This is a genomic window from Alteribacillus sp. JSM 102045, assembly GCF_041949975.1.
Taxonomy (GTDB): Bacteria; Bacillota; Bacilli; order Bacillales; family Marinococcaceae; genus Alteribacillus.
The window spans coordinates 48,896-68,411 of the sequence record NZ_JBHFQG010000018.1 but is presented as its reverse complement, the minus strand read 5'-3'; the positions used below and the strand labels follow the sequence as shown (position 1 = coordinate 68,411).

Genomic DNA, 19,516 nt, shown 5'->3' with positions numbered 1-19,516 from the left:
ATAAATTTTGCGGTTATTGGAAGGAACAATCTTCTAGCTCCGGTTTTTCAACCACTCCACCTTCTCTGCTTTCCTTAAAAGGAGGAGTGTCTTTTTCATTAGACGGAAGGTATTCGAAAAAGTCTTGCAGCGCTTCGATGGTTTCTTTTTCATTTTGTCCAATATGGTCGATTTGTCCTGTATGAGCAACGTGAACAGCGGTGCCTCCTAATTCATCACCGCTGAGTTTTTCTCCGCTCGCCATTTCAAGCATTCTTGGTCCGGCAACTGCCATACCAGTTCCTTGTTTTTGATTCACAAAATCAGAAGTGACAGCCATCCAGGTGCTGTCTCCAAGAATGGCAGTTAAAACAGGAGCAGTACGTCCATGATCAAGCAGACAGTCCGGAAAGAGTTTGTCACTAATACCATCTGATCCCACACCGTCTGGCATTCTCAGACCGCCTCCCTCACATAAATTAAAGAGAGGAAGGTTTCTTTTTTTAGCATAGGAATGACAGAATTCGCTTTTCCTTAAGTGTACTTCTCCTTCCGTACTAGCCATCACAAGCGGATCAAGCGCCTGTATGACTGCCGGCCGGCCTTTTACTTCTGCGATTCCGCCACTCAGTCCATCAGCTGGCGTTTTGTCTTGTAGAATGTGCATACGTTCCAAGCTCCAAAAAGGTTCCTGTATCACACAGCTTTTCTATACTCTCTCTCGCACTCCAATGCCCTTGTTGCCTGCGGAGCTTTTCTTTAGAAGATTATAATAATATACAATTTTTAATTATTTTAAAAGAGAATGTTATTTCTTTCTCAGTAGTACCAGAAAGCGCAAGTGCCTTTTCATTTGATAATGACCTTTCAAATAAGAGTACTTGCGCTTTTCATTTGTTAAGGCGTAAGATTCAACTTTCCTTTCGTCTTACGTCCTTGAAGCTTGCGATGAACTTCCGCTGCCTCTTCTAATGGAAAGACTCCGCCAATTTCGAGTTTAATTTTCCCTTCTTCAATATATGCAAAAGACTTTGTTGAAAGAGCTGCTGTTTTTTCATGATTTGTGGCAGGAAAAAACCAATAACACTCTTATTTTCCGTTCCCAAGCTGAACAGCAAAGAGTCCAACGCCCCCGCTGCCGCATCTTCCATTCGTCCCATCATTTTAATAACATGATAAGCACTTAAACCTTGCAGGGGAATAGCGGCTGCATGCTTGTCGTCAACCCCTTGAGGCATAGGAATCAGCCCTCTTTCATCAGCAATTTTATATTCCGCATAGCCCGTGGCATTTTTCCCGCTAAGTAAAGTTACGACCCGATCTCCTTCTTTAAATCGAGTTACTCCTGCCCCTGTTTTTTTAATGACGCTCGCTACTTCAGAGCCCGGCACATGAGGAAGAGGAACATCTATGACGTATTGACCCTCTCTTCGTGCAATATCCGCATAGTTAACACCTATCGCATTTATTTTTATAACCACTTCTTTTTCTTTCGGCTCCGGCTGAGCAAGATCAACAAGCTGAAGCACTTCCAGTCCGCCATATTCTGTAAACTGTATTGCTTTCATGTACTGCCTCCCTTCTCACTTAAGCACCTGTAAATGCAGGCTTTCTTTTTTCTTTAAAAGCGTTAACCCCTTCCTGGTGATCTTCACTAGAAGCGAGCAATGTCTGTGAAATTCTTTCTTCTTCTAGAATTTCATCAAGGTTTGCATGTAAGGAATGATCCATTACTTTTTTCATCATGCCAAAAGCACGCACTGGACCAGTAGCTGTTTTTAAAGCATACATTTTTACCGATTCTTCTATCTCTGTATCTTCAAACAATTGGTTTACAATGCCCCATTCTTTTGCCTTTTCAGCCTCTATAGGCTCTCCATTGAACATGCATTCTTTGGCCCTGTGAATGCCGATGAGCTTAGGGAGAAAATAAGAGCCGCCGGCACCAGCAGCAAATCCATGTACAGCAGCTATCACTGGTTTTTCCAGCGATTTGATTTTAACAGATGACATCATTTAAACGGCTAATATGTTCATAAATTTGCTGGGGAGTTGTGTTCCCCATCGATTTCACATCACCACCGGCACTAAACGAACGGCCGGCACCGCTTAAAACGACCACTTTGACAGCACTGTTTTCCCTTGCCTTCGTAAGTTCTTCTTCTAAACCGTTCATCATTTCGGGGCTGAACGCATTTAAACTTTCTGGACGGTTTAATGTTAGATAAAGCACACCGTTTTCTTCATTGGTTAATAAATGATCACTCATAATAGTTCCTCCTATTTAAAAATTAGGCTCACTGCCGGGGGATGAATTTCGCTGCGAACCAGATTAATGTATAGGTACCCTTTTCATACAGTCTTTCAGCAATACTTCGATTTCTTTCCACCGATGAAGAAAATCTTTTTTTCCATAACACTTCGAGTAAAAGTGAAGCTAATTCCTGCTCATCAGCTAATGTTCCTTCTAATTTTCTAAGAGCTGTGATGGCACGATCGGTTGTGTTTTCAAGTGTGGTTTCCATTAACTGATAAGATAAAGACTCAGGGGCTGCTTCTTTTTTAATCGTTCGCAGAACAGCAGATTCGGCAGCATACAAATCAATAGCAAGATCGGATAAAGTCATAAGAATTTCTTGTTCTGTCTGCAATTCTTTTCCGAACCGTTTGTTCGCTTTGTCTGTCAATACGAGATAGACCGAACGGAGATCTTGAATAAATTCGAGCGGTGCTGTACTAGACGGGTCACAGTTTTGCAAACGGCTGTAAGCTTCTTGAACACTATCTTCAAAGGGCAGTACCCCTTTTAATGATTTTTTCAAGAATTGTCCGGTTAACAATAAACGGTTTATTTCATTAGTCCCTTCAAAAATGCGGTTGATTCTGGAGTCACGATACATCTGTTCAATCCGGTATTCTTGTATAAAACCGGTGCCTCCGTGCAGCTGCACTCCTTCATCTACAGCATAATCCAATGTTTCAGAACCATACACCTTACAAACCGCACACTCTAATGCATATTCAGACATCGCTGCACTTACAGATGATATGTCTTTTTCTTGATCCATTCCATGCAAAGAAGATTCAAGAAGATGAGACGTTCGGTATTGAAGTGACTCAGCTGCATAAATACGCGCAGCTATTTTTGCTGTTTTTCTTTCGTAGCGCCAAAATCAGCAAGCTTGGTCCGCAACTGTTTTCTCTCCAGCACATGGTTTAATGTCAGTTTTAACGCTTGCATTGCTGCTCCGGTACAGGCACCTCCAAGATTAAACCGGCCAAGGTTTAGTACTGTAAAGGCGATAACGTGCCCTTTTCCAATTTCTCCAAGCAGATTGTCTACAGGAACTTTGCAGTCTTCTAAAATGACAGACCGGATAGAAGAACCATTAATGCCCATCTTTTTTTCTTCTGGTCCCAGCGAAAGACCGGGAAAGTCTTTTTCAACAATAAAAGCACTAAAATGTTCTCCGTCCACTTTTGAGTAAACGATAAAAGTATCAAAAAACGCAGCGTTCGTAATGTAGATTTTTGTGCCGTTTAAGAGGTAATGGGTTTTTTCCTCATTTAATACGGCGGTTGTTTTACCGGACATCGCATCAGAGCCGGCTTCTGGTTCTGTTAAGCAATAAGCTCCAATATATTCTCCGCTCGCGAGTTTTGGCAGATACTTTTCCTTTTGTTCTTTTGTGCCGTAATACGTAATAGGAAGCGTCGCGATACAGGTATGATTCGAATGAGCTACGCCGTAACCGCCCGTACCGCCAAGCTGCTCACCGACAATACCTTTGCTGATTTTATCAAGTCCAAGGCCACCATAAGCTTCCGGTATGCTGTGTGCTAAAAGACCAAGATCTCCTGCTTTTTTCATTAAACGAACAACCGTATCTAAATTTTGGGATTGAATCTCTTCTAAAACTTCCTCTACTTCCTGTGCTGCAAATTGTCCTGCTGTTTTTTGAATCATGACATGTTCTTCTGTTAAATCTTCCGGGAAAAACGCTTCCTGTTCACTAATTTGCGTAACCAGATAGTCTCCTCCACGGATATTAACTGTTATATTACCCACTTAAGACTCCTCCCTTGTTTCTCATCCAGCCGTTTTTCTGCATGATTGGCAATACAGGATATATATCTTTATTGGCCGCATACGCTACATCTTTTTCGTATCCATGCCTTTTTAACATTTTTCCTACGGCGGTTTCCTGTAATAAGCTAATGGTGTCCGGCTGACCCTGGACTAATTTCCATGCACCAATCACTGCATCGCTCAGTTCTATCTCCTGGTTTATGTTGATTAAATGGCTAATTAAATGACCTGCGCCGTAATAGTCTTCAAGGCAGAACTGACCGGCTGAGCCTGCACAAATAATTGTTATATCATCATGGGCATTTTTGTTACTTAAAAGTTCTTTTGCTACGAAATAATTGTTTAATAATGAAGACGCATAAATCACTTTTGCAGCTTCTGCTTTTCTTAGAGCCACCGTCCCATTCGTAGTGGATAAAATAATATGTTTGTCAGCAGCTTCTTTTTTTAATACTGACGGGCTCGGAGGCTGAAAACCTTCTATAGGCAGCCCTTTTTTCTCCCCTACAAGCAGGGGGTGCTTCGGCTTTTCTCTTTCGTTTACTTCAAATCCTTCTTTAGCATCAAGTACAGGATAAATCGCAGCTGCACCGCCTGCAAAAAAGGAAGTAATAACAGTGGTAGCAAGCAGTACATCAAATACTACCGCTTGTTTTCCATCGAGACGCTCCGGGATAATATCTTCTTTTTTCATAATAACGTGTATTTTTTGCTTCATATGCTAACCTCAGTATCCATTCTTCACGATATTACTGGCGTGGGTAATGAGAGCTTTTACTCTTGTATCCAGCTGAGCAAACCTCTGGTCGTTAGTCTGGCCTTTTTTATAGCGGTAATAAATTTGCTGCACAATCACCGCAAGCTTGAAATAAGCAAAAGTTAAATAAAACGATAAGTTTTTTATATCCCTGCCTGTGAGTTTTGTATATTCTTCAGCAAATTCCCGCCTCGAATAAAAACCATCCCTTACAGTGACAGGAGCTTTTCCAAACCCTTGTTTTAATGGGTCAGGATCATCTTTTTCTATCCAATATCCAAGAGCGACCCCAAGATCTGCGAGAGGGTCACCCACTGTTGTCATTTCCCAATCAAACAGACCTTTCATTTCACGGAGGCTATTTGGATTAAACATCGCATTATTAAATTTAAAATCGTAATGGATAACCGATGGTTCAGGAGAAACTGGATTATTTTGAGACAACCAGGTTGTTAAATCCTCTACTTCTGTCACTTCATCTGTTTTAGATTTTTCATAGCGCTTGATCCAGCCATGAACCTGCCGTTCGAGGAATCCTTCCGGCTTTGTCATATGAACGAGTTCTGTTTTTTTGTAATCTAATTGATGCAGGCGGGCAAGCGTTTCTACCATTGCTTCCGATAATTTCCGGCAGTTATCAGGAGTGGCATCTATTCCTTCAGGAAATTCCGTGTCAATGACTGCTCCTCGTCTTCTTTCCATTAGAAAAAATTCGCTTCCTATTACACTCTCATCTTCACAGTATAGATAAGGCCGCGGGGCAAGCGGAAAATGAGGATGCAGCGTGCTTAGAATGGCACTTTCTCTTTTCATGTCGTGGGCTTTAGGAGCAACTGGTCCAAGTGGCGGCCTCCTTAGGACAGCTTCCCAATCGCCAGCTTTTATGACGTAAGTTAAGTTAGAATGACCTGAGGGAAATTGCTCAATCTGAAGTTCTCTTTTAGGGAGCTCTTTCATTTCCTGACGCAAATAGTTTTCTAATTGGCGAAGATCAATTTCCTCTCCCTTTCGAACTGGAATGGTGTCCTCATATAGGTTGACACTCACATCTTCCCCTCCTTTACCAACAAGTTTGATTCATAAGCGGATAGTTTTTCACGCAGTGACGGAGGAATGGTCTCGCTTTTTTGCGTTTCAAAATTAAAATGTACAATAACCGCTTTTCCTCTAGCTATCACTCCGCGGCTGCTTGAAATTTCATGGTCCATCTCAAAGCTTTTGTTTCCTATACGCGTGATGGTTGTTGAAATAGTAAGACGTTCATCAAAATAAGCTTGCTGCACATAATCACAACTTGTCGATGCCAGAATAAATGGCCATTTATCCATTTCCATCATCGTGTCAAGTTCACGAAATAATTCAATCCGAGCTTCTTCTAAATAAATAAAGTAACTTATGTTACTGACATGTCCGAGGCCGTCTGTTTCACAGGCTCTTACTTTTACCTTCCATTCGTGTGCCACCTTGCTGTGCCACCTTTCTTCGTTCGAATTAAATAAAACTATGAAAAGCCCCGCTTTATTGGTGTTTGAAATTAGGCTTTCGTTTTTCTATAAACGCTTGGACACCTTCTTCTACATCGTCGGTCTGAAAGACTTCTACGAAAAGATCTGCTTCTCTTTCCAACCCATCTGACAGATTCATTTCCATTCCTTCATTAACTGCTTTTTTGATGCGGGAGAGAGCTTGTAAAGATTGATCAGCCATATGAGAAGCTGCTTGTTTTGCCATTTCTATTCCTCTTCCTGATGGCACCACTTTATTAACCAGCCCGATTTTTTCTGCTTCTTCTGCATCTATCGGTTCTCCGCTGAACATTAATTCTTTAGCTTTGGCTGTTCCTATCAACCTTGGTAAACGCTGGGTGCCTCCCCCTCCGGGAAACAATCCGAGCTTCACCTCAGGCAGGCCTACCTGGGCATGCTCCTCTGCGATTCTCATATCGCACGTTAACGCAAGCTCGCACCCTCCCCCAAATGTCATGCCGTTTAACACGGCAATTGTTGGTTTTGGCAGATCTTCTAAATTCTGAAGCATTTGGTGCGTTTTCATAATGTGACCTTTCATTTCCGGATTGCCCATCAGCTCTGGAAATTCTTTAATATCAGCGCCAGCCATAAATGCTTTCTCGCCCGCTCCTGTTAAAATGACACATATGACATTTTTATCTTCTTTAATGTCTGCAGTAATTTCTTTCAGATCAGAAGTAACCTGATTACTCATTACGTTTAAAGGCGGGTTATCTATCGTCACAACGGCATTCCCATTTTCTTTTTCAAGTTTTACTAATTCGCCCATTAGACTTTCGCTCCTTTTTGGTTATATTCGTACCAGCCTTCACCTGTTTTTCTGCCTAATTCTCCTGCTTTCACTTTTTCTTCTACGGATTTTGCCGGTTTATCAGCAGGGTTGCCAGTTTCCTTATAAAGCTGCATATTTCCGTAGTAACCGACATCGATACCAGAAAGGTCCATTAAACCAAACGGTCCGATTGGATGATTCAATGCTTTTTCACATATAAGATCAATGTCTTCAAAGTCAGCGTAACCTTCTTCGTAAAGATACAGAGCTTCTTTTGTAAGCGCAAACAAAATACGGTTGGCAATAAACCCGTAAATTTCTTTGTGCAAAAGCACTCCAGTTCTGCCGATGCGTTCACAGACGTTCATGGCAGCCTGTGCTGTTTCTTCCGAAGTTGCTTCACTTTTGACAACTTCTACACAGTCCATTACGAGCGGAGGGAAGAAAAAGTGCATATTGCAGACTTTATCCGAACGGCTTGTTACATCCGCAATTTTAGAATTGACGATAGTCGAACTGTTTGTAGCCAGGACTGCATGGGCAGGTGTATACTGGTCGAGCTTTTCAAATACTTCTCTTTTCACTTCGAATTTTTCAACAACTGCTTCAATGACAAAGTCGGTATCCGCTGCTGCCTCTTCTAAACTAGTTGTCATATGAAGATTAGAAAAAGCTTCTTCTTTTTGTTCTTCGGAAATTCTTTCTTTTTTTACCCATCTGCTCATATGTCCTTCCAGCTGTTCTTTTGCTTTTTGTAAGGCGTCCCCATTGATATCCTGCAAGTAAGTAGAAAATCCTCCCAGAGCGCAAAGCATCGCAATTTGATGCCCCATCGAACCAGCACCAAGTACCGTTACTTTTTTAATGTTTTCTGCTTTCATATATAGTTCCTCCTCGTATATTATATTTAAGCCCTCTTTGAAGAGCTTATTTTCTTTTTCCTTAAGGCTGTTTTCACATACTTCGTTGTTGAATACAGCCACAGTTCAAATACACTTCGCTTTCCGCGGGCAACGCTTCAGCCTCCTCGGGAGTAAAACGCTCCCTGCGGGGTCTTCAGCCGTTGCTTTTCCCGCAGGGAGTCTACGTGTATTTCAACTGTTAACTAACAGTGTTTTTCCATGTAGAAAAACAACAATCTATTAGAAAATCCCCTTTTAACAAAGGTTTTTCTTGGACGTCTCAAGATATTTCTAGATAATGATCTTAGGATCATTTGGGACAATTCTTTTTGCTCCTGTGGCACGACCACATGTTAAGACTGTTTCTCAGTGTACGTGCGGCACTCCCTACTCGCAGGCTGAGTCTCCTGCCCCTCGAACCTGGGTGATAGTAGCCCCGGGGCGGATTTCGATGCAGGTCGAACTCTAATACACGAGGTTGTTGATCGGCGTTCACACTAGAGATATCTCGAGGCGTCCAAAGAAAGGCCCAATGATTCTAAAACGAAAGGAGGGTTCCCCCCATGCGATTTTTTGTAGGCTTAGACGTTAGTTCCTTTGATATGAAAGTGTGTGTGCTCGATCAAGACGGTGCCAGGGTAGATACCTTTTTGGTATCCAATGACCTGCCAGGAGCCACGAAGTTGAACCCATCAATCCGGCCGGTTTACGGCAGAGGATACTTCTCTGACGCGTCAAGGTAACCAGTACTTACGGTATTACTTAGTTGAAGCCGCCAACTCTGTACGTAGGAAAGTACCAGAATACAAGGCATATTACGCGAAAAAATTCGGAGAAGTACCAAAACATCAACACAAACGAGCTCTCGTTCTGACAACAAGAAAACTAGTGCGTCTGGTGGATGCGCTACTACGCAATCACCAACTATTTTCACTAGAGAGGGGCGTGAATATATGACGTGAAGCCGTCATAGCATAACCTCTCGCAATTTTACCAGTAATTACCGATTTATTACTGGTCTAGTTTCTTGCGGTCTTTTTTCATAAAAATGATCTTTGACAGCTTTATTTCTCATTAACCTTTTGTTGACATATCACCGCAGGTCTTTATACTGACCAGTCAGTATGTTCTATTTTCTTAACAGGTTATCAATTTTCGAACTTTTTTAATTATCACTATTTTCTGCTCTAATACCATTAAGCACCATATCTACATAAATAGAGGCTACGTCTTTGTCTGATGTTTCTCCACCCGGGTTGAACCATTGATACGTCCAATTACAGGCTCCTAAAATTCCGAGTGTAATAATATCAGGCTTTAAGTCTGACCGAAATTCTCCTGCCTGCATCCCATCCTTTATGACTTTTTCAATCGAATTTCGAATTTCGTCCCGCTTTGGCTTTACTTCCTTCAGATGAGAGTCGCTTAAATGACGAAATTCACGATAAAACACTTTAGCACTTTGACCTCTAGGTTCAATATTTGTGATGAGCATGTCAATAAGCTGATGCAGTTTTTCAATATGGCTGATGCTATTATTATTTAAAATGGCATTCTGCTGTACTAAGACATTATCAATGTACAAGCTATGGATGGTCATTAGGACCTGTTCTTTACTGTTAAAATAGTAATAAAACGTTCCTTTTGTTACGCCCAGAGCCTGCACGATATCCTGGATCGATGTTTCACTGAATCCTTGTTGTTCGAATAAGGTAATACTTGTTTGCAAGATTTCTTCTTTCATTTTTAAAAGCCCCCTTTGCTGCAGAAAATTGGCGTGTAAATCGTTATCATAGCGGCCGTGTACTAGGGGGCGCTGTTTTTTTATTTATGCCTTTTTAGCAGATTCCTCCCTGATGGCCCTTCTTAAAATTTTACCAACATTCGTTTTTGGCAGTTCTTTTCGAAACTCGATTTCTCGCGGAACTTTATATGCCGCCATATATTTTCTGCAATAATCAATGATGTCTTCTTCAGATGCAGTTTGTCCTTCTTTACAAACAACCACGGCTTTAACGGTTTCACCCCGATAAACATCAGGGACACCGACGACAACTGCTTCTTGAACGGCCAAATGTTCATAAATAACTTCCTCAACATCTCGTGGATATATATTAAAGCCGCCCGCGATGATCATATCTTTTTTTCTGTCAATGATATAGAGATAACCGTCTTCATCAACTTTCCCGATATCGCCCGTGTAAAGCCAGCCATCTCTTATTGCAGAAGCTGTTTCCTCTGGCATGTTCCAATAGCCTTTCATGACTTGCGGTCCTTTAATAATAACTTCTCCGCTTTCTCCAGGCGCCAACTCTTCTGTTCCTCCAGCTACATCGACGATTTTGTATTCTGTTGATGGAACCCCGATCCCTACACTGCCGATTTTTCGCTCTGCAAATGGCGGGTTGCAATGAGTGGTAGGAGACGTCTCTGAAAGACCGTAACCTTCAAGGATGTGCGCTCCTGTTTTCCCTTCAAAACTTCGCATCAGTTCACCTGGTATTGGAGCGCTTCCACTGTTGCAAACCCGGATGGAGTCCAATCCGTATTTTTCAGCTTCTGGATGATTTGTTAGAGCAACATACATCGTAGGAACCCCTGGAAACACAGTTGGCTGAAGTTCCTTAATTGTTTTCAGGACTTCTTCTAGATCGAAACGAGGCAGTAAAATGTTTATCGCCCCCGTGTAAACAGCCATGTTCATGCACGATGTCATGCCGAAAACGTGAAATAAAGGAATAACGGTTAAATAACGTTCCGAACCCGTTTTCATGTTATCTTTAAAATATTCATCAATTTGAAAAATGTTGGCTATGATATTGCGGTGAGTAAGCATAGCGCCTTTTGAACGACCGGTCGTTCCCCCAGTGTACTGCAAAACGGCAATATCTTCTTGAGGATTTATCGAAACAGGAGCTGGCGGCTTTGAGGCTTGCTTTAAAAAAGCGGCAAATTCTATTTCTCCGTATATTGAAGAGTATTCTTCCTGGAAATTGACAGCAATGACTTGTTTAATGGAGGTATTTTGTTTGATATTTTCTAAAACAGGTACCAGCGGAGCATAAATGACAATGGTTTCCGCGCCGGAATCGGTCAAAATGTGGTCGAGCTCTCTTTCCACAAGCATCGGATTAACCTGGGTCACGATACCACCTGCTTGTAAAATTCCATAGTAGCTGATCACATATTGCGGACAGTTTGGCAGCATGACAGCAACCCTGTCACTTTTTTTCATTCCGTTAGCCTGAAGCGCAGCTGCAAAAGCTCCAGTCTGCTTTCCTAGTTCTTTATAGCTGAGTGTTCGTCCGTAAAAATATAAGGCGGAGTTATCCGGATAGCTCTCAACCGATTGTAAAAGTATATCAGACAAAGCCATATCCGGTATCGTTATTTCTGACTGGATATGGACTGGATAATGTTTTTTCCATACATTTTTCATATCTTCCGCTCCTTTCTATCTTTAAAAAGTCAGTCCTCCGCCATCCACCATTAACGTTTCGCCGGTTATAAAAGAAGCTTCATCTGAAGCTAAAAATAATACAGCTTCTGCGACCTCTTCTGGTTTGCCGATTCTTCCAAGAGCGTTAGCAGATGAAATAATCTGCCACTTTTTCTCGTCTTTTCTCCACTCATCTACAATCGGAGTGTCTATGACTCCGGGGCCTATCGAATTAACTCGTATACCGTAGCGACCGTATTCTAAAGCGGAATTTTTGGTAAGGGTGACCAATCCTCCTTTTGCTGCATTATATGGGCCTGTCCGTTTTTTTCCTTTAAAGCCTAATACGCTTGAAGTATTGATAATGGTTCCTTTTCCTTTTTCCAACATGTAAGGAACGACATACTTGATACCTAAGAAAACTCCTTTTAAGTTTGTATTAATAACCTGGTCCCATTCTTCAGCCGCTACTTCGTGTAGTTTTTTTTCATGGCCCCCAACACCTGCATTGTTAAATAAAATATTAATAGCTCCCCATTGCTTGTAAGCGTATTGAATAGACTGCTGAACACTGTCTTCATCTGTTACATCCGTTTCCATGAAAAGTGCAGTTCCCCCATTTTCCTGAATGTGTTCCGCTGTAAGCTCTCCTTCTTTTGTGTTTATGTCACATAATAGAACAGAAGCTCCTTCTTCAGCCATTCTTATTGCTGCTGCTTTTCCAATACCGCTGGCTGCCCCGGTAATTACCACCGCTTTATCTCGTAACCGCATTATACTCCCCCTTTTTATACCGCATTCATCCCGCCGTCAACGACAAGAATTTCACCCGTCACATAATCAGAGGCCTTAGAAGCAAGAAAAAGCGCTGCTCCCATAAGATCTTCATCGCCTCCATAACGCTGTAAAGGAGTGCGGTCTAGAATGAAATCTCCTCCTATCTCCAAAACACCTTTTGACATTTTAGTAGGGAAGAATCCTGGAGCAATGGCATTTACATGTACGTTGGACGGCCCACACTTAGCTGCTAAATCTTTTGTAAAGGTAACTATTGCGCCTTTGCTGGCATTGTAGCCAATCGTATCCATTACGCGGGAATCTACTCCATTTAAGCCTGCAACTGAGGCAATATTAATAATTTTCCCCGCTTTTTGGTCCACCATATGTTTTCCAGCTGCTTTTGACATTAAGAAGGTGCCTGTTACATTGACATTCATTACTTTTTGCCACGCCTCTAAAGGCATTTCCAGTGCAGGAGCTCCCCATGATGCCCCGCTATTATTAACAAGAATATCTACAGTACCGAAGGCCTCTATTGTTTCTTTCACAGTGCGGTGCACCTGTTCCTGGTCTGTTACGTCGCAAGGCAGTGCCAGAGCTTTAACTCCTTTTTTTGTTAATTCTTCTGCAACTTCTTCACATGCCTGAACTTTTCTTGAACAGACGACTACATTTGCCCCAGCATCTGCGTAGGCTAAAGCCATCTGCCGTCCTAGCCCGCGTCCGCCACCTGTCACGATTGCTGTTTTATCTTCTAGACTGAATAATTGCTGAATAATACTCATAGTTGTACCACCCTTCTGTTACCACTTTCAATTAATTGTACAAATAACTTTCTTCTCTTAATGCTGATTGGTGCCGTAGTTCTAGCTTTGCTATAGATTGACGGTGCACCTCATCTGGTCCATCAGCAAGACGGAGGGTTCGAATTCCCGCATATTGATTGGCAACCGGGAAATCCTCACTTACACCTGCTGCACCAAGTGCCTGAATAGCTCTATCGATAACTTTTAAAGCCATATTTGGTGCAACGACTTTAATCATGGCGATTTCTTTTCTTGCTTCTTTATTTCCGACTTTATCCATCATATCTGCAGCCTTTAATACGAGCAGTCTTGCCTGTTCAATTTCAATGCGGGAATCTGCAATCCATTCACGAATCACTCCCTGCTCTGAAAGCTGCTTCCCAAAAGTTTTGCGCTCTTCTACTCTTTTGCAGAGAATTTCAAGGGCTCTTTCTGCTGCCCCAATCGTACGCATGCAATGGTGAATCCTGCCAGGCCCGAGCCGTCCCTGCGCAATCGCAAAACCTTTTCCTTCCCCAACAAGAATGTTTTCTGCCGGCACTCTCACATTATTAAAAATAATTTCGGCATGACCGTGAGGGGCGTCATCGTATCCAAAAACAGGCAGCAACCTTTCTACTTGTACACCTGGAGTATTCAATGGAACTAAAATCATTGACTGCTGTCTATGTCTTTCGGTATTTACATCCGTTTTCCCCATAAAAATTAATATTTCACAACGGGGATCACCTGCACCAGAAGACCACCATTTACGGCCATTTATGACATATTCGTTACCTTCTTTTTTAATATCAGCTTCGATATTGGTGGCATCTGAAGAAGCCACATGCGGTTCAGTCATACAAAATGCTGATCTTATTTTTCCTTCCAGCAGAGGTTTCAGCCATTTGTCCTGCTGCTCTTTATTACCGTACCTTACCAGCACTTCCATATTGCCGGTATCTGGTGCGGCACAATTAAAAACTTCCGGTCCAATGGAGGAACGTCCCATGATTTCACAAAGCGGGGCATATTCCAGATTTGTCAGGCCGCTTCCGAATTCACTTTCAGGTAAAAACAGGTTCCAAAGGCCTGCTTCTTTGGCTTTCTCTTTCATTTCTTCCATAATGGACGGGATTCCTGCAAACCCATCCGACTGAGCTCTAAGTTGTTCTTTATACGTTTTTTCATTTGGATAAACAACTTCTTCCATGAATTGAAGCAGTCTTTCACGCCATTGTTCGACTTTTTCCGTATAAGTAAAATTCAATTTACTTCCCCCATTCTTATGAATACTAACCGGTCAGTATGTTATAAAAAAATGAACTGCTGTTGGTTTGTATGACTGAACAGCAGTTATTATTTATTACTATATCTTACCTTTTCAGAAAATTCAACACATTTTATTTAAAAAACTTCAACCCCTTTTTAACATAAAAAAAGAAGCTGGTCCCCAATTTCAGGGACCGGCTTTGATAAGGAGATGAAACGGGCACTCGTTCCTTTATTTCTATTAAAAATAACGAAATCGTAGTGTTGGACCGTCATTCCGTTATCTCCTTGAAAAAGAGTTAAAATGAAGTAATTTTAGAACAAATAAGATTCCTCTGTCCTCACGTTCTCCAAACAGCTCTGTATTTCTGGAAATAGCAAAACCTGTGTCCTCATCTATTTGAAAAATCAGGTCGCACTTTCCTGGCTTTCCTGTTCTTTTTTATGTCTGTTTAGGCGGATTTTATAAATGCCTAGTACAATGGCTGCAGCGATAAGCGATTCTACTACGGCCATTCCAATAGCAAAAATTGTCAACGGTAAAGCGCCGACAAATAATGCCGCATAAACAATGACATTTTTTAATACAGGCAACTTTCTAGCAAAACCCAGATTAAATACGACAATACACATCATCACGACAGCAGCGTACAACAACCAGAAACCGAGTACTGGCTGCTCATGTACATTTAGTAATCCTGCTGTCCAGCTTAGCTGTTCTTTTGTCACTTCAATATCATTCATATTAGCAGCTGCTGTATACATCACTGTCACCTCTGTGCTGCTCTGCCGACTTTATGATGTCGCAGAGGTATCTGCATTTTTCTTCGCCAGTTTATTACGCTTTTCTTCCCGTTCTCTCATACTTTTATCAAGAATTTTTTTACGCAGACGAATGGACTCCGGTGTTACTTCACAATATTCATCATCATTTAAAAACTCTAGTGCTTCTTCGAGTGTTAACAGGCGTGGACGCTTCATGGTGACAGTCGATTCTTTTGTGGCTGAACGAATGTTGGTTTGCTGTTTAGCTTTCGTAATATTAACCGTTAAATCGTTGTCGCGCGTATGCTCTCCAACAATCATGCCACCATAAATTTCCGTTCCGGGTTCTACAAATAACGTTCCGCGGTCCTCTACCTGCATCATACCATATGGCGTTGCCTTTCCATTTTCCATCGATACAAGCACACCTTGACGGCGGCCGCCGACTTGTCCGGTATGCACAGGCTGATACCCATCAAACGAATGGTTCAAAATACCATAACCCTTTGTTTGTGCCATGAATTCTGTCGTATATCCAATCAAGCCTCGTGAAGGAACGAGGAAATCCATTCGAACCTGTCCGTCTCCTTTATTGACCATATCAAGCATTTCACCTTTGCGCTCTCCAAGAGACTCCATAATGTTTCCTGTATACTCTTCTGGAACGTCCACCTGTGCGCGTTCTACCGGTTCTGACAATACACCGTCTATTTCTTTTACAATGACTTCAGGCTTTGATACTTGAAGTTCATACCCTTCTCGGCGCATGTTTTCAATAAGAATAGACAAATGCAATTCACCGCGGCCGGAAACTGTCCAGACATCAGGGGAGTCTGTATGCTCTACCCGCAGACTAACATCTGTTTCTAATTGCGTCATCAGGCGTTCTTCTAGTTTTCTGCTTGTCACATAATCTCCTTCACGGCCGGCAAAAGGGCTGTTGTTTACAAGAAAAGTCATTTGCAGAGTAGGTTCATCAATACGAAGGGCCGGCAGCGGATCATGATGGTCGGCCGGGCAAATTGTTTCTCCTACGTTAATATCTTCCACACCAGCTATAGCAATTAAATCGCCGGCCTGCGCACTGTCAATTTCAATGCGTTTAAGCCCCATGAATCCAAACAGCTTTGTTACGCGGAAATTCTTCACCGAGCCGTCTCTTTTGATTAATGCTGCCTGGTCCCCCGTGCTGATCGTGCCGCGGAAGACACGTCCAACTCCAATTCTTCCAAGGTAATCATTATAATCAAGCATCGTAACCTGAAACTGAAAAGGGTCCTCACTATTATCAATAGGCGCGGGTACATTGTTTACGATCATATCAAAGAGAACTTCCATATTGTCATCTTGTTTTTCAGGATCTTTACTTGCGGTGCCGTTAATTGCTGAAGCGTACACAACCGGGAAGTCAAGCTGATCTTCATCAGCTCCAAGTTCAATAAATAAATCGAGAACTTCATCAACGACTTCAGCCGGACGTGCCATGTCACGATCAATTTTATTCAGTACAACAAGCGGTGTCAATTTTTGTTCTAATGCCTTTTTCAACACAAAACGAGTTTGCGGCATACAGCCTTCATAAGCATCAACGACAAGAAGAACGCCGTCTACCATTTTTAAAATGCGCTCCACTTCCCCGCCAAAGTCCGCATGTCCTGGTGTATCCATAATATTGATACGTGTATCACCGTAACGCACGGCCGTATTTTTCGCTAAAATAGTAATGCCTCGTTCTCTTTCAATATCGTTATTGTCCATGGCCCGTTCGTCAACTTGTTCATTATCGCGAAAAGTCCCAGACTGCTTTAAAAGCTCATCAACCAGAGTGGTTTTCCCGTGGTCAACGTGGGCTATAATTGCGATGTTTCTTAAGTCATTACGTAATTTCATTATCTTTATATCGCTCCTATCCTATACGCTGCACTTCTTCAACCTAACTATTATATCACACTTCTTGCATCAACACACAACAGTCTCTGCTTTTCTTTTACAAACATTCGTTGTACACTAATTATTAATGGACAAGTTAATGGAAGGTGAAACAATGAACTGGGAAAAATTATGTTTTTTGTTCTTAGCTGTTTTTGCAGTGCTCTGTATTGCTTCAATTGGTGTGGCGGTAGCAGAAAGGTCTATCCTTCTGGCTGCTTTCTGTATAGTTGGATTATTTTTTTCGTTTACAATGTCAAGAAAACTTCGAACAAGAACCGAGACAGAAAGCTGAAAAAACACGTGCGCAGCATGCACGTGTTTTTTTAATTAATAATCAAAGCCTTCATGATTGTGTACATAGTGAAGGAGCTGGGCGTGAAGGCCAGGACGAGCGGCTAAAATTTTACTTTTTTCTAAAAGAGATGGTTCTTGTTTTTGAAAATCAGTCGTAATAACACCGACTTCATTTAACAGCACCAACCCGGCAGCATAATCCCACGGAGAAAGACGAAAGCTTATATAGCTGTCAAGGCGGCCGCAGGCTACATAGGCCAGTTCAATGGCTGCAGATCCATAAGAGCGTACACTTCTTGATTTACGAACCATCGTATGCAGAGATTGCTCACCGCTTCTTTTCTCTCGTGCAAGCCACCGCCCGTTTAATCCAATAACAGCTTCAGGAAGGTCAACTTCTGTAACACGGGCTAGTCTGCGGTCATTCAAATACGCTCCCTCTCCTGCTACAGCTGTAAACCATTCATCCTGCATTACATTATAAATAATGCCAACTTGTCCAACGCCATCTTTAGCAACCGCCACAGAAATTGCAAAATTGTATTTTTGGTGAACAAAATTAGTGGTGCCATCAATCGGATCGATAATCCATAGCACACCATCTGTAGATTGAATATCAGCCCCGGCTTCTTCTTCACCTAATACTTTGTGCTCTGGAAATGTATTATTTATTTGCTCGGTTAAAAATCTTTCTACTTTGTAATCCATTTCCGTCACAAGATCATTAGGGCTTGATTTGGTATTTACATAAAGTGAATCATGCATGGAATCCTGTAAAGATTCTTTCAACATCTTCCCTGCGTCTTCCATCCATTTTAAAGCAGTGTTTTTTATTTCCATCCAGTTTTCATTCATCCCAACCACTCCTGTAACTATCTATTCTTCCATTATCACACAGGCAGAGGGAAATTAATACACATTCCATTGAATGAACAAACAGCCAGCCGGCATTTTGCCGCAAAAAAAGGCTGGGCAAAGTTTTCTGCCCAACCTTCTATTATAAATAATGTTTTAACATCCTCATTTAAGCTTCTAGACAAATTAATTCCTGTCTTAATTCTTCCAGCCGAGCCTTACATTCATTCATAGCAACCAGGTCCTCGGCCAACATGGCATCATGCAAACTGACAAGCTCATAGTCAATCTCGATGCGTAATACAGGGATTCTCTCTTCTGCATCTTTTCTTTTGAATGTTTGAATCACTTGTTCCATGGCCACCCACACCCCTTTATGATTTCGATGTACACTAGACAGGCTGACAGTCGATAAAGTAGTTTGACTAAATATTCTGATATTTATGTTTCTGATATTATACCATATGATTTTGAAATTTCAAACGATACTTTCTTGAAAAGAAAATGGGCCGGTAAGGCTGAAAATAGTTTTTAGCTGAAAGAACTGTTTTTAATGATTAAAAGCATGGTATTTGATTTTCTTTTTCATGGAAGGATATGATAAGTATTAGAAAAGGGTGCTTGTACGAAGAAACAAACAACCATTACCTGAAAGGAGAGAACAATATGTCTTTTCAAGGGTTTCAATCCTCTGATTTTGACACTTTTCATATTGATGGCCTCGATGAAAGAATGGAGGCCATTCAAGAACGTATACAGCCAAAATTTAAAGAAATTGGCGACTTTTTAACAGATGAACTTTCGATGATGTTAGGTAAAGAAATGTACTTGCATATTGCTAAACACGCGAGGCGAACAAAAAATCCGCCTACAGACACGTGGCTTGGAATAGCAGATAATAAACGCGGCTATAAAAAACATCCACATTTTCAAGTCGGCTTGTTTGACGACCACGTATTTTTGTGGCTTGCTTATATTTATGAAATGCCTGACAAACAAGAAGTAGCAAAGTCATTTTTAGAAAACAAAGAAGATATTCTAAGTCTTCCAGATGATTATGTTATTTCCCTTGATCATACAAAAAAAGATGCGTTTTCAATTAATGAAATCGCTGAAGACAAACTCACGGAATCATTAACAAGATTTCGTGATGTGAAAAAGGGCGAGTTTCTCATTGGTAAACATATTAAAAAAGATGATCCCCTCTTAAAAGATGGAGAAGCATTTTTACAGGAAGCAAAACAAACGTTTGAAACTCTTGTTCCTTTTTACGAGCTGTCCATCAATCAAACTTCCTAAAGCGTTCTGTCATCTAATCTAGTAATATTTCTATAGAGGGTGTCCTGTAAGCTCAAATGCTGCCGG

18 protein-coding genes and 4 pseudogenes are annotated in these 19,516 nt (G+C 41.5%); 4 read left to right on the top strand and 18 right to left on the bottom strand.

The genetic code is table 11. The features are described 5' to 3' along the window. Window positions 1–13: 13 nt before the first annotated feature. The 9 genes and pseudogenes from ACE1TI_RS13045 to ACE1TI_RS13005 form a co-directional block, all read right to left on the bottom strand. Window positions 14–646: a carboxyl transferase domain-containing protein gene (locus tag ACE1TI_RS13045; protein WP_375008024.1), complete on the bottom strand. Its 633-nt coding sequence runs from the start codon at window positions 644–646 to the stop codon at window positions 14–16. 230 nt (window positions 647–876) lie between these two features. Further along, window positions 877–1,547 (bottom strand): annotated as a pseudogene (locus ACE1TI_RS13040) (quinone oxidoreductase family protein). Window positions 1,548–1,566: 19 nt separating this feature from the next. After that, a pseudogene (locus ACE1TI_RS13035) lies at window positions 1,567–2,251 on the bottom strand (enoyl-CoA hydratase/isomerase family protein). Window positions 2,252–2,276: 25 nt separating this feature from the next. Next, window positions 2,277–4,048: pseudogene (locus ACE1TI_RS13030) on the bottom strand (acyl-CoA dehydrogenase family protein). Further along, window positions 4,041–4,787 (bottom strand): 2-phosphosulfolactate phosphatase, encoded by a 747-nt coding sequence (locus tag ACE1TI_RS13025; protein ID WP_375008023.1) that lies wholly within the window; start codon window positions 4,785–4,787, stop codon window positions 4,041–4,043. Before ACE1TI_RS13025 ends, ACE1TI_RS13030 begins: the two are co-directional and overlap by 8 nt. A 9-nt stretch (window positions 4,788–4,796) precedes the next feature. Next, window positions 4,797–5,873: a phosphotransferase family protein gene (locus tag ACE1TI_RS13020; RefSeq protein WP_375008022.1), complete on the bottom strand. Its 1,077-nt coding sequence runs from the start codon at window positions 5,871–5,873 to the stop codon at window positions 4,797–4,799. Beyond that, window positions 5,870–6,289: an acyl-CoA thioesterase gene (locus ACE1TI_RS13015; RefSeq protein WP_375008021.1), complete on the bottom strand. Its 420-nt coding sequence runs from the start codon at window positions 6,287–6,289 to the stop codon at window positions 5,870–5,872. Before ACE1TI_RS13015 ends, ACE1TI_RS13020 begins: the two co-directional genes overlap by 4 nt. 55 nt (window positions 6,290–6,344) lie before the next feature. After that, complete coding sequence (locus tag ACE1TI_RS13010; RefSeq protein WP_375008020.1) at window positions 6,345–7,124, bottom strand: enoyl-CoA hydratase/isomerase family protein; 780 nt, start codon at window positions 7,122–7,124, stop codon at window positions 6,345–6,347. Next, a complete protein-coding gene (locus ACE1TI_RS13005; protein WP_375008019.1) occupies window positions 7,124–8,008 on the bottom strand; it encodes a 3-hydroxyacyl-CoA dehydrogenase family protein in 885 nt (294 codons plus the stop codon). Before ACE1TI_RS13005 ends, ACE1TI_RS13010 begins: the two co-directional genes overlap by 1 nt. 584 nt (window positions 8,009–8,592) lie before the next feature. On the opposite strand from ACE1TI_RS13005, the gene ACE1TI_RS13000 reads away from it, so the two are divergent. Further along, entirely contained in the window at window positions 8,593–8,772 is a 180-nt protein-coding gene (locus ACE1TI_RS13000) for a hypothetical protein (RefSeq protein WP_375008018.1), read from the top strand. After that, window positions 8,717–8,986 (top strand): annotated as a pseudogene (locus ACE1TI_RS12995) (transposase); the annotation flags it as partial. The gene ACE1TI_RS13000 and the pseudogene ACE1TI_RS12995, both read left to right, overlap by 56 nt. A gap of 208 nt (window positions 8,987–9,194) precedes the next feature. Here the strand turns inward: ACE1TI_RS12995 and ACE1TI_RS12990 are convergent. The 7 genes from ACE1TI_RS12990 to typA all read right to left on the bottom strand — a co-directional run bounded on the left by ACE1TI_RS12990 (window position 9,195) and on the right by typA (window position 16,963). Continuing rightward, a complete protein-coding gene (locus ACE1TI_RS12990; protein WP_375008017.1) occupies window positions 9,195–9,773 on the bottom strand; it encodes a TetR/AcrR family transcriptional regulator in 579 nt (192 codons plus the stop codon). A gap of 84 nt (window positions 9,774–9,857) precedes the next feature. Beyond that, complete coding sequence (locus tag ACE1TI_RS12985; protein ID WP_375008016.1) at window positions 9,858–11,468, bottom strand: long-chain-fatty-acid--CoA ligase; 1,611 nt, start codon at window positions 11,466–11,468, stop codon at window positions 9,858–9,860. Window positions 11,469–11,489: 21 nt separating this feature from the next. Next, window positions 11,490–12,242, bottom strand: coding sequence for an SDR family NAD(P)-dependent oxidoreductase (locus ACE1TI_RS12980; protein WP_375008015.1), 753 nt, complete (start codon window positions 12,240–12,242; stop codon window positions 11,490–11,492). 14 nt (window positions 12,243–12,256) lie between these two features. Beyond that, the gene (locus tag ACE1TI_RS12975; protein ID WP_375008014.1) at window positions 12,257–13,033 is read right to left on the bottom strand and encodes an SDR family oxidoreductase; all 777 of its coding nucleotides are present in this window, start codon (window positions 13,031–13,033) and stop codon (window positions 12,257–12,259) included. 31 nt (window positions 13,034–13,064) lie between these two features. Continuing rightward, window positions 13,065–14,303 (bottom strand): acyl-CoA dehydrogenase family protein, encoded by a 1,239-nt coding sequence (locus ACE1TI_RS12970; protein ID WP_375008013.1) that lies wholly within the window; start codon window positions 14,301–14,303, stop codon window positions 13,065–13,067. A gap of 410 nt (window positions 14,304–14,713) precedes the next feature. Beyond that, window positions 14,714–15,070 (bottom strand): YlaH-like family protein, encoded by a 357-nt coding sequence (locus ACE1TI_RS12965; protein ID WP_375008038.1) that lies wholly within the window; start codon window positions 15,068–15,070, stop codon window positions 14,714–14,716. A 30-nt stretch (window positions 15,071–15,100) separates the two neighbouring features. Beyond that, window positions 15,101–16,963, bottom strand: coding sequence for a translational GTPase TypA (typA, locus tag ACE1TI_RS12960; RefSeq protein WP_375008037.1), 1,863 nt, complete (start codon window positions 16,961–16,963; stop codon window positions 15,101–15,103). A gap of 151 nt (window positions 16,964–17,114) precedes the next feature. On the opposite strand from typA, the gene ACE1TI_RS12955 reads away from it, so the two are divergent. After that, entirely contained in the window at window positions 17,115–17,294 is a 180-nt protein-coding gene (locus ACE1TI_RS12955; RefSeq protein ID WP_375008012.1) for a DUF5325 family protein, read from the top strand. 35 nt (window positions 17,295–17,329) lie between these two features. Here the strand turns inward: ACE1TI_RS12955 and ACE1TI_RS12950 are convergent, their stop codons facing one another. Next, on the bottom strand, window positions 17,330–18,151 hold the full coding sequence (locus ACE1TI_RS12950; RefSeq protein WP_375008011.1) for an inositol monophosphatase family protein: 822 nt from the start codon (window positions 18,149–18,151) through the stop codon (window positions 17,330–17,332). 169 nt (window positions 18,152–18,320) lie between these two features. Continuing rightward, the gene (locus tag ACE1TI_RS12945) at window positions 18,321–18,509 is read right to left on the bottom strand and encodes a hypothetical protein (RefSeq protein WP_375008010.1); all 189 of its coding nucleotides are present in this window, start codon (window positions 18,507–18,509) and stop codon (window positions 18,321–18,323) included. Between the two features lie 308 nt (window positions 18,510–18,817). Here ACE1TI_RS12945 and ACE1TI_RS12940 point away from each other — a divergent pair, with 308 nt between their 5' ends. Next, a complete protein-coding gene (locus tag ACE1TI_RS12940) occupies window positions 18,818–19,450 on the top strand; it encodes a YktB family protein (protein ID WP_375008009.1) in 633 nt (210 codons plus the stop codon). The last annotated feature ends 66 nt before the right edge of the window (window positions 19,451–19,516 follow it).

Excerpts from the sequence above, each read along its gene's own strand:
- ACE1TI_RS13045 (WP_375008024.1), bottom strand. The coding sequence starts at position 646 with ATGCACATTCTACAAGACAAAACGCCAGCTGATGGACTGAGTGGCGGA.
- ACE1TI_RS13025 (WP_375008023.1), bottom strand. The coding sequence starts at position 4,787 with ATGAAGCAAAAAATACACGTTATTATGAAAAAAGAAGATATTATCCCG.
- ACE1TI_RS13010 (WP_375008020.1), bottom strand. The coding sequence starts at position 7,124 with ATGGGCGAATTAGTAAAACTTGAAAAAGAAAATGGGAATGCCGTTGTG.
- ACE1TI_RS13005 (WP_375008019.1), bottom strand. The coding sequence starts at position 8,008 with ATGAAAGCAGAAAACATTAAAAAAGTAACGGTACTTGGTGCTGGTTCG.
- ACE1TI_RS13000 (WP_375008018.1), top strand. The coding sequence starts at position 8,593 with ATGCGATTTTTTGTAGGCTTAGACGTTAGTTCCTTTGATATGAAAGTG.
- ACE1TI_RS12990 (WP_375008017.1), bottom strand. The coding sequence starts at position 9,773 with ATGAAAGAAGAAATCTTGCAAACAAGTATTACCTTATTCGAACAACAA.
- ACE1TI_RS12985 (WP_375008016.1), bottom strand. The coding sequence starts at position 11,468 with ATGAAAAATGTATGGAAAAAACATTATCCAGTCCATATCCAGTCAGAA.
- ACE1TI_RS12980 (WP_375008015.1), bottom strand. The coding sequence starts at position 12,242 with ATGCGGTTACGAGATAAAGCGGTGGTAATTACCGGGGCAGCCAGCGGT.
- ACE1TI_RS12975 (WP_375008014.1), bottom strand. The coding sequence starts at position 13,033 with ATGAGTATTATTCAGCAATTATTCAGTCTAGAAGATAAAACAGCAATC.
- ACE1TI_RS12965 (WP_375008038.1), bottom strand. The coding sequence starts at position 15,070 with ATGTATACAGCAGCTGCTAATATGAATGATATTGAAGTGACAAAAGAA.
- ACE1TI_RS12955 (WP_375008012.1), top strand. The coding sequence starts at position 17,115 with ATGAACTGGGAAAAATTATGTTTTTTGTTCTTAGCTGTTTTTGCAGTG.
- ACE1TI_RS12950 (WP_375008011.1), bottom strand. The coding sequence starts at position 18,151 with ATGAATGAAAACTGGATGGAAATAAAAAACACTGCTTTAAAATGGATG.
- ACE1TI_RS12945 (WP_375008010.1), bottom strand. The coding sequence starts at position 18,509 with ATGGAACAAGTGATTCAAACATTCAAAAGAAAAGATGCAGAAGAGAGA.
- ACE1TI_RS12940 (WP_375008009.1), top strand. The coding sequence starts at position 18,818 with ATGTCTTTTCAAGGGTTTCAATCCTCTGATTTTGACACTTTTCATATT.